Source organism: Synechococcus sp. UW106 (genome assembly GCF_900474015.1).
GTDB lineage: Bacteria > Cyanobacteriota > Cyanobacteriia > PCC-6307 > Cyanobiaceae > Parasynechococcus.
This window is the reverse complement of sequence record NZ_UCNV01000006.1, coordinates 19,099-35,572: the sequence shown is the minus strand read 5'-3', so window position 1 is coordinate 35,572 and position 16,474 is coordinate 19,099. Positions and strand designations below refer to the sequence as shown.

The 16,474-nt window shown below is 59.6% G+C and carries 15 protein-coding genes and 1 tRNA gene; 4 read left to right on the top strand and 12 right to left on the bottom strand.

Annotated features, from left to right (window positions below):
- Nucleotides 1–25: 25 nt before the first annotated feature.
- From DXY30_RS04195 to DXY30_RS04180, 4 genes are read right to left on the bottom strand one after another with little or no spacing between them, the layout of a single operon-like run.
- Nucleotides 26–769 carry an amino acid ABC transporter ATP-binding protein gene (locus DXY30_RS04195; RefSeq protein ID WP_115093503.1) on the bottom strand — a complete coding sequence of 248 codons (744 nt, stop codon included), beginning with the start codon at nt 767–769 and terminating at the stop codon, nt 26–28.
- A complete protein-coding gene (locus DXY30_RS04190) occupies nt 766–1,740 on the bottom strand; it encodes an amino acid ABC transporter permease (RefSeq protein ID WP_115093502.1) in 975 nt (324 codons plus the stop codon). The genes DXY30_RS04195 and DXY30_RS04190 overlap by 4 nt, the downstream gene beginning before the upstream one ends.
- Entirely contained in the window at nt 1,740–2,630 is an 891-nt protein-coding gene (locus DXY30_RS04185) for an ABC transporter permease subunit (RefSeq protein WP_115025196.1), read from the bottom strand. The genes DXY30_RS04190 and DXY30_RS04185 overlap by 1 nt, the downstream gene beginning before the upstream one ends.
- Entirely contained in the window at nt 2,630–3,691 is a 1,062-nt protein-coding gene (locus tag DXY30_RS04180; RefSeq protein ID WP_115093567.1) for an amino acid ABC transporter substrate-binding protein, read from the bottom strand. The genes DXY30_RS04185 and DXY30_RS04180 overlap by 1 nt, the downstream gene beginning before the upstream one ends.
- 90 nt (nt 3,692–3,781) lie before the next feature.
- Here DXY30_RS04180 and DXY30_RS04175 point away from each other — a divergent pair, with 90 nt between their 5' ends.
- Entirely contained in the window at nt 3,782–4,105 is a 324-nt protein-coding gene (locus DXY30_RS04175) for a hypothetical protein (RefSeq protein WP_115093501.1), read from the top strand.
- Between the two features lie 15 nt (nt 4,106–4,120).
- Here the strand turns inward: DXY30_RS04175 and DXY30_RS04170 are convergent, their stop codons facing one another.
- Both DXY30_RS04170 and DXY30_RS04165 read right to left on the bottom strand, forming a co-directional pair.
- Entirely contained in the window at nt 4,121–5,683 is a 1,563-nt protein-coding gene (locus tag DXY30_RS04170; RefSeq protein WP_115093500.1) for a SulP family inorganic anion transporter, read from the bottom strand.
- Between the two features lie 30 nt (nt 5,684–5,713).
- Nucleotides 5,714–7,027 (bottom strand): FAD-binding oxidoreductase, encoded by a 1,314-nt coding sequence (locus DXY30_RS04165; RefSeq protein ID WP_244281247.1) that lies wholly within the window; start codon nt 7,025–7,027, stop codon nt 5,714–5,716.
- Here DXY30_RS04165 and DXY30_RS04160 point away from each other — a divergent pair.
- Together DXY30_RS04160 and DXY30_RS04150 are read left to right on the top strand one after the other, a co-directional pair.
- Entirely contained in the window at nt 6,968–8,083 is a 1,116-nt protein-coding gene (locus tag DXY30_RS04160; protein WP_115093566.1) for a sirohydrochlorin chelatase, read from the top strand. The genes DXY30_RS04165 and DXY30_RS04160 overlap by 60 nt on opposite strands.
- A gap of 402 nt (nt 8,084–8,485) precedes the next feature.
- Nucleotides 8,486–8,752 (top strand): DUF2811 domain-containing protein, encoded by a 267-nt coding sequence (locus DXY30_RS04150; RefSeq protein ID WP_115025370.1) that lies wholly within the window; start codon nt 8,486–8,488, stop codon nt 8,750–8,752.
- Here DXY30_RS04150 and DXY30_RS04145 read toward each other — a convergent pair.
- From DXY30_RS04145 to DXY30_RS04120, 6 genes are all read right to left on the bottom strand, one after another.
- Nucleotides 8,733–10,376, bottom strand: a complete 1,644-nt coding sequence (locus tag DXY30_RS04145; protein ID WP_115093565.1) for a GMC oxidoreductase — start codon at nt 10,374–10,376, stop codon at nt 8,733–8,735. The two genes, DXY30_RS04150 and DXY30_RS04145, sit on opposite strands and share 20 nt — an antisense overlap.
- 59 nt (nt 10,377–10,435) lie before the next feature.
- A tRNA-Met gene (locus DXY30_RS04140) sits at nt 10,436–10,512 on the bottom strand.
- Between the two features lie 47 nt (nt 10,513–10,559).
- Nucleotides 10,560–11,528, bottom strand: coding sequence for an asparaginase (locus DXY30_RS04135; RefSeq protein ID WP_115093497.1), 969 nt, complete (start codon nt 11,526–11,528; stop codon nt 10,560–10,562).
- Between the two features lie 17 nt (nt 11,529–11,545).
- Entirely contained in the window at nt 11,546–12,040 is a 495-nt protein-coding gene (locus DXY30_RS04130) for a CGLD27 family protein (protein WP_115093496.1), read from the bottom strand.
- A gap of 11 nt (nt 12,041–12,051) precedes the next feature.
- Nucleotides 12,052–12,408 carry a ribosome silencing factor gene (gene rsfS, locus DXY30_RS04125; RefSeq protein ID WP_115093495.1) on the bottom strand — a complete coding sequence of 119 codons (357 nt, stop codon included), beginning with the start codon at nt 12,406–12,408 and terminating at the stop codon, nt 12,052–12,054.
- On the bottom strand, nt 12,401–13,036 hold the full coding sequence (locus DXY30_RS04120; RefSeq protein ID WP_115093494.1) for a DUF3318 domain-containing protein: 636 nt from the start codon (nt 13,034–13,036) through the stop codon (nt 12,401–12,403). The genes rsfS and DXY30_RS04120 overlap by 8 nt, the downstream gene beginning before the upstream one ends.
- Nucleotides 13,037–13,140: 104 nt before the next feature.
- Here DXY30_RS04120 and carB point away from each other — a divergent pair, with 104 nt between their 5' ends.
- Entirely contained in the window at nt 13,141–16,464 is a 3,324-nt protein-coding gene (gene carB, locus DXY30_RS04115) for a carbamoyl-phosphate synthase large subunit (RefSeq protein WP_115093493.1), read from the top strand.
- Nucleotides 16,465–16,474 lie beyond the last annotated feature (10 nt).

Genomic DNA, 16,474 nt, shown 5'->3' with positions numbered 1-16,474 from the left:
GCTGAAACGAAGTCGCTCAGCTCTTTCAGTGCTGCATCTGGTTCAGGAATCTGCGGCTGCGTTCTTCTCTGGCATTGGTGAAGAACGTCTGCGGGGCGGAGGTCTCCACCACCTGGCCCCGGTCCATAAACATCACCCGATCCGCCACCTCACGGGCAAAGCCCAGTTCGTGGGTCACCACCACCATCGTCATGCCGCCCTGGGCTAATTGGCGCATCGCATCAAGCACTTCCTTCACCCGCTCCGGATCCAAAGCGCTCGTGGGCTCGTCGAACAGCATCACCTCCGGATCCAAGGCCAAAGCCCGGGCGATCGCCACCCGCTGTTGTTGACCACCACTGAGTTGCGCCGGGTACTTCCGTGCCTGCTCCCGAATTCCCATCTGGTCGAGAAGCTCGATGGCGCGATGCTCCGCATCAGCCTTTGAACGCTTTTGCACCTTGATCGGGGCAAGGGTGATGTTGTCGAGAATCGAGAGATGGGGGAACAGGTTGAACTGCTGAAACACCATGCCCACACGTTTGCGAATCGCCCGCACCTGACGTTCCCCATGGGTGGCATCCAAACGTTCCCCCAGCACATCCAAGGCACCGCCATCCAGCGATTCCAGACCATTGAAGGTACGGATCAAGGTGCTCTTTCCGGATCCCGAAGGACCCATCACCACCAGAACTTCGCCGCTGTTCACTTCCAAAGTGACGCCATCAAGAGCTTTCACCCCTTGGGAGTAGCTCTTGACCAACTCAGTGGCACGAATGGCAACGGTCATGGGGCAGAGCGGGCAGGATCGAGCTGAAGTTCTAGGTGCCGGGCCAGCAGAGCCATCGCCGTACACGCCAGCCAGTAAACCGCAGCAAGCCAGAGATACACCTCCAGATAGCGACCGATGAAAGCGGGATTCGCCAACAGGCTGCGGCTGATGCCCAACAATTCGACCAAACCGAGAATGGCCATCAGGCTGGTGTTTTGGAGCAGACCCACCGCCTGGTTGGTGAGCGAAGGCAGTGCCACCCTCAGCGCCTGGGGCAGCACCACCAGTTGCAGTGATTGACGTGGTGAGAGGCCAAGCACGGCTGCAGCTTCCCGCTGGGTGGGCGGAATCGCCTGCAATCCACCGCGCACATCCTCAGCGATATAGGCCGCTGCAAACAAGGCGAAGGCCACGACCGCCCGTAAAACCCTGTTGATCTCAAGCCCTGGCGGAAGGAACAGCGGAATCAGCAATTGTCCGAAAAACAGAACGGCGATCAACGGGACAGCCCGCATCAATTCGATGTATGTGGCGCTGCTCCAGCGCAACACCGGAAGGTCACTGCGGCGGCCCAAAGCCAGCAGGATTCCCAGCGGCAGCGCCAAAGCGCCGCTGCCTCCCGTGAGAAGCAGCGTGAGTGTCAGCCCACCCCAACTACGCGATCCCACCGGCAGAAGGCCAAGGCCTCCTGCCAACAGCCAAAGCCCCAGCGGTGCCATTGCGATCCAGAGCAGCGGCAGCCAACGGCGAACGGGACCACGCTTCGGGCCGCAGAGGGTCAGCAACGTGAGGATGATCAATCCAGCCATCCACAGCAGCGGGCGCCAACGTTGATCCGCTGGAAAACTGCCCACCGCATAAAGCGGCAGATTCGTTGTCACCACAGACCAGTCGGCCGTGTGCAGCAACCAATGCAGCAGCGACCAGCCGGCCCAACCGAGCAGGGCCACCAGGAGGAGGGTGATCGAGCGATCCAACCAACGGTTCATCAGCGGCTCCTGTTCAAACGGCCCAGCACCGCACTGTTGAAGGCGGCCATGCCACCACTGATCAGCAAATTAAGCAGCAGAAAGCTGAGCAACAGAAGCAGGAATCCTTCAATCGCGCGGCCGGTTTGCGTGATGGTGGTGTCACTTACGGCGTAGAGATCGGCATAACCCACCGCAATCGCCAACGTGCTGTTCTTGGCAAGATTGAGGTACTGGCTCGTCAGCGCAGGAAGAATCGCCGGCAGCGCCTGGGGCAGCACAATGCGACGCAACCCGAGCCCTTCTCCGAGTCCAAGACTGCGGAAGGCCTCCCATTGGCCCCTTGACACTGCATTGATGCCACCGCGCACAATCTCGGCAATCGATGCACCGGTAAACACGGTGAGTCCGACGAGAACAGCGCAAAATTCAACGCTGAGGTTCAAGCCCAACAACTGAATGCCCTGATTCGAGAGCCTGATCAAGCCGCCGATCGGTGCTGCAGGAAGACCGAGGAAGGCAACGAAATACCAGAAAAGCAACTGCAGGAGTAGAGGAACCTGACGAATCAGCGCCACGTACCCCCCGGCCAGGCTGCGAAGCAGACGGTTTCCGCTGCTGCGGGCTGCACCGGCAGCCACACCCAAGATGGTGGCCAGCACAAGACCAGCCACGATCACTTTGAGGCTGTTGAGCCAACCGATGGTCAGCGCCCAGAGGTAGCTGTCGGATGGGGCATAAGGGAGAGCGGTTTCCGCCAGAGCGAAGCCTGCCGGTCGGCCAAGCCAGCCAAAACCCAGCCCCAGCCCCGTGCGAATCAAATTGACGGCCAGATTGTTGACCAACAGGGCCAGCAAGCCGAACAGAACCCCGGCAACACCAACCTGAAGCAGAAGACGACGATGCCGCATCAGGTGAAGGGTGGAGCAATCATCAAACCACCCTCACCGGCAAGGCGATTGGCACCCCTTGGGATGGCCACCGCACTCTCCGGACCCAGATGGCGGTTGTAGATCTCGCCGTAATTGCCGGTCGAACGAATCACCTGAACGACAAAGTCATCGGGGAGCCCGAGTTTGCGACCCAGGCCTGCATCCACGCCCAGGAATCGCCGCAGAGCCGTCTGGGAAGGGTCGGCTTCAACTTGCTTCACCACGGCGTCGACATTGTCCTGAGTGATGCCCCGCTCCTCCGCCTCGATCAAGGCATAGACCACCCATGCCATGGCATCGCCCAAGGGCTGATCACCACCCACCACGGCCGGAGCCAAAGGCTCTTTGCTGATCCTGTCGTCGAGAATTAAATGCTGCTGTGGATTGCTAAAGCCGGAACGTGCAGCCGCCAGTTGTGACCGATCCGAGGTCATGGCTTCACATCGCCCCTGCAGGTAGCCACCGACCACCTGATTGAGATCCTGATATTTGATCGGGGTATAAGGCAGCTCTTGAGAAGCGAAGGCGTCGTTGAGGTTCTGTTCGGTGGTGGTGCCTGATCCCACGCAAATGGACTTGCCGCTTAAATCAGCCAGAGAGCGCACTCCGCTGGCTGCATTCACCATCAATCCCTGGCCATCGTGGAACACCACTGGAGCAAAGCGCAGACCGTTCCCGCCCACCGCATCGCGACTGAGGGTATGGGTCGTGTTGCGGGATAACAGATCAATCTCTCCCGATCGCAAGGCAGTGAATCGCTCGGGCGCGGTCAAAGGCCGGTATTGAACCTTCTCAGCGTCCCCCACAAAAGCAGCTGCCATGGCACGGCAGACATCGACATCCAATCCGGTGTAACTCCCATCAGGACTAAGAAAACTGAAACCTGGAATTTTGCCGCTCACCCCGCAGAGCAACTCGCCTCGCGCTTTAACGAGATCCAGGCGCGAACCACCCGCACTATCCAGTGAGGCGCAAGAGCTGAGTAGGGCAGACAGACCTGCCAACGCAGCGATCAGAGCACGCGAATGGGATCGGAACATCAGCGTTGGTACGGATCGGGTGGGATTGTCCCAGATGCCGGGCAAATCGATTGGAACCGACTTAATTTCGCCTTAATTAAATTCACCGCAATGAAAGTCTTGGCCGGGCTTTTGGCCGGACTTATCGCTGGAACCACAGCCCCCGCTGCTCTCTCATGGGAGGGCAGGGATCGGGTGGCTTACAACAACAAAATGGCTCTGTTGGGGGTTCTTTTAGAGAGTGCTCAGCAACGTGCTGGTGGTGACCTTCAAACCCTTTGCCTGTTGCTGAGCATCAGCAACGACGTCACCGAAAGGTACGTGGAGACCAACCCTGAAGATGCGCAGGTTCAGCAGCGCCTCCTGGCCATGCACCAAGACCTCAGTGTCTGTCTTGCCACGATGGGGGCTCCCAATTCAGCCTCAAGATTCTGAAATCAAAGCTCAAGATCAGGCATGCGCTGATTCCTGCCCCCCGATCCGCTCGAACAGATCAAGGCTTTCTTCGTTGAGGCCTACAACGCTGACGACCGAACCACCGTTGCGATATTTGCGGATGACCTGATCAAGTGCAGCCACGCCGCTCTGGTCCCAGATATGGGCCTGGGACAGATCAAGAGTGATGCGCTCGGGATGGTCGTGAAGATCAAATGCCTGAAGGAAGTAGACCTTGCTCACAAAAAACAGCTGCCCCTCAACCCGGTACAGACGCTCCTGATCACTGATCTCGATGGTCTCCACCTGAATCACCTTGGCAACTTTGCGACTGAACAGAATTCCTGCCAACGCCACGCCGGCCAAAACACCAAGGGCAAGGTTGTGAGGGGTGGTGAGCATGGTGACGGTGAAGGTCATCAGCATCACCGACGTGTCGCTCTTCGGAATGCGACGCAAGTTGAGGAGGCCATTGATATCAGCCGTGCTGACGGCAATGCTGATCATCACGGCCACCAAAGCCGCCATCGGAATTTGCTTCAGCCAAGGTCCAGCCAGAAGGATCATCGCCAGCAGGCTGACTCCAGAAAACAAGGTTGAGAGGCGCGTGCGACCACCGTTGTCCACGTTCATCACGGACTGGCCCACAAGGGCACAGCCAGCCATACCACCAAACAGGGACGCGACAATGTTGGCAATGCCCTGACCCCGGGCCTCAACGTTTTTGTTGGTGGTGGTGTCGGTCTTGTCGTCGAGGATGTCCTGGGTCAGGAAGGTTTCCATTAGGCCCACGAGCGAAATGGCCAGGGCGGTGGGCAGCACCAGCCCCAGAGTGTCCAGGCTGAAGGGAACACCTCCGGCGCCGAAGGGAAGACTGAAGGAGGGGAGGCCAGAGGGAAGGGTGCCCAGGCTGCTGACCGTAGGGATGTCGAAGCTGAAACCCACGCTGATCGCCGTCAGAACAACGATGGCGACCAGCTGCGATGGCACCACACGGGTCAGCCTTGGAAGGCCATAGATGATGACCAGGCCGAGCAGGACCAACCCCCAGATGACTGGGATCTGCCCGCCATGGGGCAACAGAGAGGAGGCTCCGTGATCGGATTCTCCAGCATGGAGATTCAAACCGAGCTGAGGCAACTGGGCCTGAAAGATGAGCAAGGCCAGCGCGTTCACAAACCCGCTCAGCACCCCTTGGGGAACAAAGCGCATCTGATACGCCAATCGCAGATACCCCCAAAGGATCTGGAGCAGGCCCGTCACCAGACCAGCCACCATCAGATATTGCACCCCAAGGCCTGGCCCCCGAGCCTCACCCGTCGCCACCAGGCCTGTCATCAAGAGCGCCGTGGAGCCGGTGGCCGATGTGATCATCGCCATCCGGCCCCCAACCACAGCGATGGTCAGCGACAGGCAAAACGCTCCGAACAGACCGACCTTGGGATCCACCCCAGCGATCCCAGAAAAAGCGATGGCCTCCGGGATCATGGCGAAAGCCACCACAAGGCCGGAAAGAAGGTCTTTGCTGGGGTTAGCAAACCACTGATTCACCAGGGTTGGGTTGGATCGCTTGGCCATCAGCGGATGCCGGTTAGGGGCGACCGTAAATCAGAGCGCCGGCAGGATGCCTGCCGGATCCAAGCGCTGTTTCAGCTTTCGCAACTCCAGCAACCAGGGTCCAAACGCAGCCTCCAACTCCCTTTGATGAAACGGCAGGTGGTCATGAAACTGCGCCAGATGCACTCCAGGGCAGACCGGTTGGAGGATCTGCCAAACCGCTTCCAGCCAAGCGAGGCTGCGACATCGGCCATCGGCATCCCCTGGCGTCCAAGCCGCCGTGATCCAAGGTTTCCACTCGGCATCGCGGTGGACAAACGAGGTAACCGTGACTGGAACCTTTTTTGTCACCACACCAAGCTGCTGACAGGCCAGATTGCAGCCCGGATGCGGACGGTGCTGCAGCAGATGGCGTAGCTCCGGCATCAAATGTCCCCAGGCCTCAGCAGCTGCAGGGCCCAACAAACCAACGACCTCCGAATGACAACGGGGAGGCAGCGGGGCTGATCCTCTCAACGATGGGAGCTGATGCAACCCCTCGATCCGCTGCGCTCCGGCCCATGCAGCATGACCAACCCAGAGCGACTGCACCGCGTCGGCGCTCTCCCAATGCCATTGCAGGCTGGTACTGGAGTCCAATGCTTCCGCCTGGAGCATGAGTGCAGGGAGTTGATCCGGAGAAACCGAACGCTGCTCCACCCACAGCGGCTGAACGGGATGGGTGGTCATGCGCACCTCGCTCACCACACCCAGAAACGGTGCTGCTCCACAAAGGCCGCGCCACTCCAACGCACCACCATCAGCTGCTCGTGACAGCGCAAAGGGGGTGCCATCGCCCCACACACCATGAATCTCCAGCAATTGGTCGACAGCCAGGCCCACTTGTCGACTCAGCGGCCCCATGCCACCGGTGAGCACATACCCAAGCCCGGGCAGCCCCGACAAACCAGCAGCCATCGTTCGGCCGTAGGGAAGCAACGCATCGAGCACCTCTCCCATTCGGCACCCTGCACCGATCAACACCGTCTGATCGGCAGGCTCCCAATCAAGACGTTTGAAGTGGGTTTGAACATCCACCGTCCAGTTGTCGTCGGCGGCGGCGCGAGATGTGGTGCCACCCCCACAGAGTCGTAATGGCCGCGGACCACTCCAATCCCGAATGCAATCACTCAAGGTTTCCGGCCGTGGAGATACCAGGCCGGAGCACCTCGCATCAGCCGCCTGCGCATTGATGAAAACGGGACGGTCTGAATCCATCGCGATGCGACCGATATCGTCAATCCATTGGAACAGCAGAGCGACCTTTTGGCCGAACAGCACGCGGAAAGCAGCAAGGAGCAACTTGGCGTTCTGATCTGCGGCCATGGCAGCCGAAACCGATTGGCCGTTGAAGAGTTCGCGCAGATGGTGGAGGCCCTGCGACCACGGCTCGCTCCGATGCCGGTCGAGCACGGTTATCTCGAATTTGCCCGTCCCATCCTTCGGGATGGCCTTGAGTCGCTTCGGCAACAGGGCGTCACCAGGGTGCTGGCCATTCCAGCCATGCTTTTCGCCGCGGGGCATGCCAAGAACGACATCCCCTCCGTTCTCAACACCTACACCGCCGAAACTGGTCTGCCGATCGATTACGGCCGTGAGCTGGGCGTGGATCGCCTGATGGTGTCGGCTGCCGGAGCACGGGTTCAGGAATGCCTCGACGCCGCCACGAGCACCGTTCCGCTGACAGAAACCCTCCTGGTGGTGGTGGGTCGAGGTTCATCCGATCCAGACGCCAACTCCAACGTGGCCAAGGTGACGCGCCTACTGGTGGAAGGGTTTGGCTTCGGCTGGGGAGAAACGGTGTATTCGGGCGTGACCTTCCCGCTGGTGGAACCAGGGCTACGCCACGCGGTGAAACTGGGTTTCAAACGTGTTGTGGTGGTGCCCTACTTCCTCTTTTCAGGGGTTTTGGTGAGCCGAATCCGCCAACACACCGCTCTGGTGGAAGCGGACCACCCTGAGGTGGAGTTTCTCTCGGCGGGGTACCTGGGCGACCACACACTGGTGGTGGACACCTTCAAAGAGCGGGTCGAGGAAGTGTTGCGAGGTGACACTGCCATGAACTGCTCGCTCTGCAAGTACAGAGCCCAAGTGCTGGGCTTCGAACAGGACGTGGGGCGTGCGCAAGAAAGCCACCACCACCACGTGGAAGGACTTGCCGAAAGCTGCACGCTCTGCGAACTGGAGTGCACAGGGGCTTGCCAACCCGACGGCCTACCGATTGCCCATGACCACAGCCATGGGGCAGACCACAGCCATGGGGCAAATCACAGCCATGGGGCAAATCACAGCCATGACCACCATCACCCCCCTTATCCCCATGCCGATCACCCCTTGGGGCCCACCACGCTGAAGCGCACCAGCGACGCTCCTAAAGATTGAATCCATAACCCTTAAGGAAAACCGTTCCTCGGTCACCAATGACACGGTTCTTGAAAGCGACAGGAGCGACGGGGCAAAGATCAGATTTGCTTATCGAAAATCCTTTACAGAGGTTCGCCCGCTTTCTCCACAGGAAACGCAGCACTTTTCCACAGGCTGAAGGTGGCTTGCCGGACGTGACGGTCAACCTGTGAATTTCCACGGGAAGGGCTCCATCGGGTTGACAGTCAGCCCCAACTCCCTAGGCCAAGCCACCTTCGTCGCCCTTCATGCGTCAAACCCCAGTCACAGACTGCTGTCTCATCTCGTCTCATTGGCAATTCAGCAAATGGAGACGGCTTTGACGCAAATGGCGGTTGTGTGGCTTTCTTAGTGGCGTTGGACATGGACGAGCTAGACAACATGGATCGAAATCATCTCGAGCGATGCCATGAGATGGGGACAACGGAACGCGGAACATCTGCAAAAGCCAGCTACGTGAGCCTGGAGACTGAAATTCCCGAGGTGCTCTATCGAGGCATGAAGGATTTCATTGGTGAGAACCCCACCTGGGATCAATACCGCGTGATGAGTTCCGCCCTTGCCCACTTTCTGTTTCAGAACGGCAGTGACGACCGCGCCGTAACCGAGCGCTATCTCGACGATTTGTTTATCCGCCCCGACCACTAAGGGCCAGCAGACACGCCCGACGGCTCAGGGCCATCATGGTGAGCGTTGGGCTCTGCCAGGCCGAGGAAGGCCAACAGGCACCGTCAACCACCAGCACATTGGGGACGCGCCAGAGCCGGTTGAAGGAATCGAGAACGCTGCTTGTCTCGTTCGAGCCCATCGCAGCCCCTCCAACCTCATGGATGTAATAGCCCGGTGGTGCTGCGCCGTCAGACAGAGCAACCGCCCCATCCAAGAAAGGCTCAACGAAGGGGAGATGGAAAAGGTCCTTAATCGGCTGGGCCTCACCTCCGGCAGCGTCGATACAGGCCTTGATGGAGGCGCGCATGTGCGTCACCATCGCCAGCTCATTAGGACTCCAACGACACGCAATCAAGGGAACACGCACGCCCCAGCGATCCCTGCGCTCACTCAGCGTCACTTTGTTCTCAACTCTCGGGAGGACTTCACCGTGGCCAATGAGGAACCCGGTGATGCAGGACGGGCGACGCCTCAACCATCGAGGTGGGTCAAACCGCCCAATACCTCCCCAGAGTCCATAGCCGCCCTGAAATTCAGCAGATGACAGGTGCCGCCCAAAGGGCACAAAGAAACTTCCAGCCCCCGTGAGAGGTGGCTGCGCTGCATGGACTTGCTCGTCGAAAGCAAAAAACTGCGACGTAGAGACGTGATCCATCAGGCGTGTACCGAGACGTCCTGAAGGGTCGTCAAAACCTTTGCTCTGCTCTCCACGACGGGAACGCAGCAGGATGGAAACGGTCTGAATCGTCGACGCAGCCAAGACCACGAGATCCGCCTTCAACTCCTTTCTGTTGCCATTGGCTTGATCAACGGCAACCACACCAGTAGCTTTGTCGCCACCTGCATCCACCAGTAGACGCTCCACCAGATGCTCAGACAGCAGCTGTGTGCGTCCTGTGGCCATGGCACGAGGAAGGCTGCTGCCGCGACTGCTTGAGCGAGGCCAAGGTGCGTTTTTCTCCTGTAGCCATGGACCAAACCCCCTGGACTGAATCACGGGGTAACCCAACCGATGCCGCACAGCCTCGGCAAAGCGCTGTTCTGCCGGCGTCGCCACCAGAGCCGGTTGCGTGTCTCCATCCGGCAGATGATCCAAACCATCGCGCCCACCATGAACGCCGAGCCAGCGCTCCAGTTCGGCGTAATGCGGCATCAGGTCACGGCTACGCAGGGGCCAACCCACCTGTTCGCCGTCAACGTTGACACCGGCCAGATCCTCATCGGAAAGACGCAGGGTGATGCCACCCCAGGTCAAGCTGCGACCGCCAACCTGCAAACCTCGCGTCCAGAGAAAAGGCTGGTTCGTCGGGTGGTCGTAAGGGTGGATTCTCTCGTCGGCGTACAGCCGAGGGTTTGCTTTCCAGTAGCCAGGATGCTGGGACTGCCGGCGATGACTGCCGCTGGTCAGTCCCACGATCCGCCGCAACAGATTGCCCGGCTCAGACCCGAAGGCCTCCGTGCTGGTGAGGTCAGGGCCAGCCTCCACCACAAGCACCCGCGCGCCGCCCTCAGCAAGCGTCATGGCTGCAACACCTCCACTCGCTCCCGAGCCAACGACGATGGCGTCCCAGGGACCATCGCAGTTCATAGAGCGACTGCTCATGGAACGACCACAGACAAAAAAAGATCCCCCATGAGGGAGATCAATCATTCAATCAGAGTTGGTGGCGGGGGGGAGATTTGAACTCCCGACCTTCGGGTTATGAGCCCGACGAGCTACCAGACTGCTCTACCCCGCGGCGACCTGAAAATCATACATGTTCGGTGTCACGCATGACAGCAGAGCTCAGGTGTGCAAAGCACCATTCACGGTGAGCTTGACGCTCGGGTTCACGACCAGCACCTGCTCGTCCAGCTCGTCGAGCCCCATGGGTGTGAGCCACTCCAATTGACGCAACACATGCAATGCAACCGCCTGCTTGGCACGACGGGAGCCGTCTTCAACCTTGATGGCTACCCCAAGACCTTCACCAATGCGGCTCAGACATTGAATCCCCTCCGCTCCACCTTTGCTCAAGACCTGACCATGGCTGCGGCGCATCAGCTCGGTGTCGAAACGCCCCTCGCCTGCCACCAGGTCGGGATGACTCAGCATGGCCCGACTGATCTGTTCAAGTTCAGCATGCTGTGAGGCCCCGAGATGGGCATACAGAAGGGCCATCTGGGCCAACTGCAACACCAAGGTCGGAGCGCCGCAATCATCCCGTTCTGCAACCAATTCCTCGGCAGGCAGGCCAATCAGTTCAGCAACCCGACGGTTCACTTCAACCTGCAGCGGATGGTCGTTATGCAGATACGACTCGAGCGGCCATCCCATCTTCCGACTGGTGGCCAGAAAAGCAGCGTGTTTGCCGGAACAATTGTGCTGAAGGGGACTGTCAGCACCATCCGGAACCGGACATTGAAGTGAAGCGCTGTCCAACTCCGCTTTCCACAGCAACCTGAAGGCTTCCCGCGCATGGGCATTGGTGCCCGCATGGGACGCGCAACTGATGGCGATGCCCCGGTCATCGACATCCATCTGGCCGGCGGTACCACTGCTGATAAAGGGCAAAGCCTGAAACGGCTTGAGCGCCGAGCGCATGAAACTTTCCAAGCCAGGATTTCCAGCCGACATCAGCACCCGACCACGTCCATCGCAAACCACCGCATGGACACGATGCACCGACTCCGTGATCGATCCCCGCCGAAGACAAACCTCAAGGGGCGCTGACCCGGACCGGGCTGCAGGGCTGAAGCCCGAGGGCAAAGTCATCGGTCACCCCGAGTGGTTCAAAGAGCCTGACAGAGGCCGGCACCAGCAAGCATCAAACCAGCCGAGGTGGCCATTGCACGGGCTAAACGCCCAAGGATTGGTCGAACCTCATGGCGAGCTACAAGCAAATCTCGTTCTCGCCATGACAAGGGTTTTTCCCAGGTCTGCCCGTCGTACCAGCCGGATTCCTCGTAGTCGACGGATTCACGCAGCAGACGCTGCATGACATAGGTCCATCCCAACCATTGGCGCACAAGGAGCAGCAAAGGAAGAACGAGAGCCGCAACTGCGGCTGCAGCCACGAGCCTGGGCGGATCCTGCTTGAGGGTCCAACTGCCACTGGCGATCAAACTGCACACCGGCAGCATCAACAGCCAGCTGCCTGCAAGGCGTTGCATCAAACGGGGGTCCGGGCCGGCCGGCCAAGAAAAAAACCACGACTCACTGAGCTGCTGAAACTCCTCAAGAGGCCGCTGCTCCGGAGGAACGGGGCAGGACACCGCTTCTGGCATAGGAAAAGCGGCTATTGAGCTGACGGTAAGAAGGTTCTACTTTCACCGTGACTCCAGAAAGCCTCAAGGTCGTAGTAGCCGCGCTCATCGGGCATCAGCACATGAACGATGACATCGCCGTAATCCAGAAGAGCCCAGCGCCCTTCATTGAGACCTTCCTTACGCAAGGGCAAGAGATCTGCCTCAGCCTCCAGCCGGTCTTCAACGGACCGTGCAATGGCACGAACTTGGACGTCGGATTGACCACCGGCGATCACCATCCAATCGGCCAGGCTGGAGACCTCATCAACGCGAATCAGGCGGATGTCGGTGGCCTTACGGTCATCGCAAGCGTCGGCGACCAGCTCGGCAAGCTTTTGACTATCCATAGACATTCTCACTAGTGACTGAGCTGCGCGAGCCCTCTTGCTGAGCCATTTCGGCTCTGGCCTTGCTGGCGCTCTTCCGCAGGGCTTCAAGACGGTCCTCGTAGTAGCTGCGGCGACTCTTCTTGCGGGTCTTTTCGACCAACTCTTTTAGTGCTCCCCCCAGACTCCGATAGGCGTTCGGAACGCTGTAACCAAACCGGCAGGCCAGATCAATCGCACGCTCATCGGCACTGATGGCGTCCTGAAGACGCTTTTCCGAATTGTTCTTCAGGTACAGCCTGTATCCCGCGAAGCCAGAAAGGCCAAGGGCCATGAGCAGCAGCAGGCCGTCCTGAACCCACAATTCACCGATGGCACCGCCGAGGCCGATGGCCAGGGCGGCCATCTCCCACCCATCCCTGGGAATGGTGTCGTTCTGAATGCGACCAACCTCGTGCCAGAAAAGCAAATTGCGGTGGTCCAACGCGAGGGAGTCCCATTCGTCGAGATCGACCTGGATCTCCACTTCATCCCGACCGATCTCTTCAAGGGTGATCAATGGAGGATCAACTGCAGCAGCTGATTCCACAAACACCCAGCTCTGCATTTCCGGTGGCAGCAGCCCCTTCAGGCGCTGGAGCTCACTCATCGCAAATCTGGTGCTGATATTCCATCACCGTAGCGAGGCCAAGCTCGGGGCTCAGGGCTTGGCCGCGTGAGAGGCTTGAACTGTTTGGCCTAGGACGATTTCCCATGCCCAGGCGGTCTGACCTGAGTCGCATTCTCCTGGTGGGGTCAGGTCCGATTGTGATCGGCCAGGCCTGCGAGTTCGACTACTCCGGAACCCAGGCCTGCAAAGCCCTCAGAGCCGAGGGATATGAGGTCATTCTGATCAATTCCAATCCGGCGTCGATCATGACCGACCCGGAGATGGCGGATCGCACCTACATCGAACCGCTCACGCCGGACATCGTCACCCGGGTGATCGAGCAGGAACGACCGGATGCTCTTCTCCCCACCATGGGCGGTCAGACCGCTCTGAACCTGGCAGTCACCCTGGCTGAAAACGGCACCTTGGAGCGCTTCGGCGTCGAATTGATCGGTGCCGACCTCAAGGCGATCCAAAAGGCGGAGGACCGTCTGCTGTTCAAGCAGGCCATGGAGCGCATCGGTGTGAAGGTCTGCCCATCAGGGATTGCCTCATCTCAGGAGGAAGCCGAAGCCGTTGGGGCCGCGATCGGCAGTTACCCCCGGATCATCCGGCCTGCGTTCACCCTCGGCGGAAGTGGCGGGGGAATTGCCTACAACCCGGAGGAATACGCAGCGATCTGCAAGAGCGGGCTTGAGGCGAGTCCGGTCTCCCAAATCTTGATCGAGCAATCGCTACTGGGCTGGAAGGAATTCGAGCTCGAGGTGATGCGTGATCTGGCGGACAACGTGGTGATCGTCTGCAGCATCGAAAACCTGGACCCGATGGGGGTGCATACAGGGGATTCGATCACGGTGGCTCCGGCCCAAACCCTCACGGATCGGGAATACCAGCGGCTGCGCGACCAATCGATCGCCATCATTCGCGAGATCGGTGTTGCCACAGGCGGCAGCAACATCCAGTTCGCCATCAACCCGGACAACGGCGACGTTGTGGTGATCGAGATGAATCCAAGGGTGAGTCGATCCTCTGCTTTGGCGAGTAAAGCCACCGGCTTCCCGATCGCGAAGATCGCCGCACGTCTCGCCGTTGGCTACACCCTCGACGAAATCCTCAACGACATCACCGGCAAGACGCCAGCCTGCTTCGAGCCGACGATCGATTACGTCGTCACCAAAATCCCGCGCTTCGCCTTCGAAAAATTCCGGGGCAGTCCGGCGGTGCTCACCACGTCGATGAAGTCGGTGGGCGAAGCCATGGCCATCGGCCGCTGTTTCGAAGAGTCGTTCCAGAAAGCCATGCGTTCCTTGGAGACAGGGCTCTCGGGCTGGGGAGGCGACCGGGAGGAACCGAACCACAGCGACGGTGAGCTCGATCGTCGGCTGAGGACCCCCTCACCAGAGCGCATCCTCAGCGTGCGAACGGCGATGGTGCGCGGACGCAGCGATGAAGAGATTCATCGAATCAGCAAGATTGACCCGTGGTTCCTGGCAAAACTGCGGCGGATCATCGAGGCGGAAACAAGGCTCATCAAGGGCAAAAGCCTCGAGCAGCTCAATGCTGAGTGCCTGTTTGAAGCCAAGCAGCTGGGTTTTTCAGACCGACAGATCGCCTGGCAAACCAACAGCGATGAATTGTTGGTGCGTCAGAGACGTCATCAGCTCGATGTTCGCGCCATCTTCAAAACCGTCGACACCTGCGCTGCGGAGTTCGCCTCATCCACCCCATACCACTACTCGACCTATGAACGTCCCCTGCAGACCCTGCAGGCGGATGGGTCCCTCAAGCCCCTTCCATCCTCTTCTGAAGTAACGCGTCGCCAGGACGGTCGCAAGATGATGATCTTGGGCGGAGGCCCCAACAGGATCGGGCAGGGCATCGAATTCGACTACTGCTGCTGTCATGCCTCCTTTGCCGGACAGGAGCAAGGGATCACCACAGTGATGGTGAACAGCAATCCCGAAACGGTGTCCACCGACTACGACACCAGTGACAGCCTTTACTTCGAACCACTCACGTTGGAGGACGTTCTCAATGTGATCGAAGCGGAACGTCCCGATGGAGTGGTGGTGCAGTTCGGTGGACAAACCCCCCTGAAACTTGCCATTCCCCTGCTGCGCTGGCTCGAGAGTGAGGAGGGACGCGCGACAGGCACCAGCATCTGGGGCACCTCCCCTGAATCAATCGACCGCGCCGAAGACCGCGAGCAGTTCGAGGCCATCCTCCGCGATCTGAACATCCGGCAACCCCGCAATGGCCTGGCGCGCAGTGAGGAGGAAGCGCGGGCCGTGGCCGCAAGGGTGGGCTATCCAGTTGTCGTTCGGCCGTCCTACGTCTTAGGTGGACGTGCCATGGAGGTGGTCTTCGACGAAGAAGAGCTCAACCGCTACATGCGCGAGGCCGTTCAGGTGGAGCCCGACCATCCGGTTCTGATTGACCAATACCTGGAAAATGCCGTTGAAGTAGACGTTGACGCCCTCTGCGATCACAACGGCGCCGTCATTGTCGGGGGTCTGATGGAGCACATCGAGCCGGCTGGGATCCATTCCGGTGACTCAGCCTGCTGTTTGCCCTCGGTCTCCCTTGGTGAAGCGGCGCTGAACACCATTCGCGACTGGAGTCGCTCCTTGGCGCAATCCCTGGAGGTTCGTGGACTGATCAACCTCCAGTTCGCCGTCCAGCGCAACACCGACGGCTCGGAAGTCGTCTACATCATCGAAGCCAACCCCCGCGCCTCCAGGACGGTCCCCTTCGTCGCCAAAGCCACAGGACAACCTCTGGCACGCCTGGCGACCCGTCTGATGGCAGGCGAAACCCTCAGCGACATTGGCTTGACCCGCGAACCGAAGCCGCCGCTGCAGTCGATCAAGGAGGCCGTCCTTCCCTTCAGGCGATTCCCTGGAGCTGACACGGTGCTGGGGCCAGAAATGCGCTCCACTGGGGAGGTAATGGGATGCGCCGACAGCTTCGGAATGGCCTACGCCAAAGCCGAACTCGGCGCAGGTGAAGCGCTGCCCACCCAAGGAACAGTGTTCCTCTCCACCCACGACCGCGACAAGCAAGCGTTGGTGCCCATCGCCGCTCGGCTGATCGAACTCGGGTTTGATGTGACAGCGACCTCAGGAACCGCTCAAGCGCTCGCCAACGCGGGACTGAAAGTGCAATCCGTGCTCAAGGTGCACGAGGGTCGACCCAATATCGAGGACCAGATCCGCTCCAATCAGGTCCAGCTGGTGATCAACACACCGATTGGCCGTCAAGCAGCCCATGACGACAAATATCTACGCCGGGCAGCGCTTGATTACGCCGTACCAACCGTGACCACCCTCGCGGGCGCACGCGCTGCGGTGGAAGCAATCTCCGCGCTCCAACAACAGCCAAGGCTCAGCATCCATGCACTGCAAGACGTCCACGCCATGCAGCGTTAAAGCACCGGTA